Origin of the sequence: Azohydromonas lata NBRC 102462, assembly GCF_001571085.1 — a bacterium.
In the GTDB taxonomy this organism is placed as follows: Bacteria; Pseudomonadota; Gammaproteobacteria; order Burkholderiales; family Burkholderiaceae_C; genus Azohydromonas; species Azohydromonas lata.
Genome location: NZ_BCTC01000335.1, coordinates 1 through 579, shown reverse-complemented (window position 1 = coordinate 579; position 579 = coordinate 1). Strand labels below are relative to the sequence as shown.

Annotated in this window: 1 protein-coding gene; it reads left to right on the top strand. The window is 68.2% G+C overall.

Features of this window, described 5'->3' with window-relative positions; genetic code table 11:
• A partial coding sequence (locus ALA01S_RS31380) for an efflux RND transporter permease subunit (RefSeq protein WP_169806069.1) occupies window positions 1-579 on the top strand: 579 nt, incomplete at both ends.

Sequence of the window (579 nt, the reverse complement as noted above, 5' to 3'; positions counted from 1 at the left end):
TTCGCCCGGCGCCTGGTGGGCGAGAAGCTACAAGAGGCCAAGGAGCGGCTGCCCCAGGGCTATGGCGAGCCGGTGCTGGGGCCCAACAGCTCGGGCCTAGGCCAGGTGTTTTGGTACACGATCGACTCGGCCGACAAGAAGCTCTCGGCCATGGACCTGCGCACGCTGCACGACTGGACGGTGCGGCTGATCCTGCGCACCGCCCCCGGCGTCGATGACGTCATCTCCTGGGGCGGTCAGGAAAAGCAGTTCCAGGTGCAGATCGACCCGCGCAGCCTCATCAAGTACGGGCTGTCGTTCAAGGAAGTGATGGAGCGGCTGGCGGCCAACAACCGCCAGGTGGGCGGCCAGTACCTCAACGTCGGCGCCGAGCAGTACCTGGTGCGCGGCCTGGGGCTGGTGGCCAGCGTGGCCGACATCGAGTCGGTCATCGTGGCCGAGCGCAACGGCGCGCCGATCCACGTGCGCGACGTGGCACAGGTCAAGGAGGCGCCGGCCATGCGCTTTGGCGCCGTCACGCGCAACGGCGAGGAAAGCGTGCTGGGCATGGCGCTGGCGCGGGTCAACGAGAACGCCAAG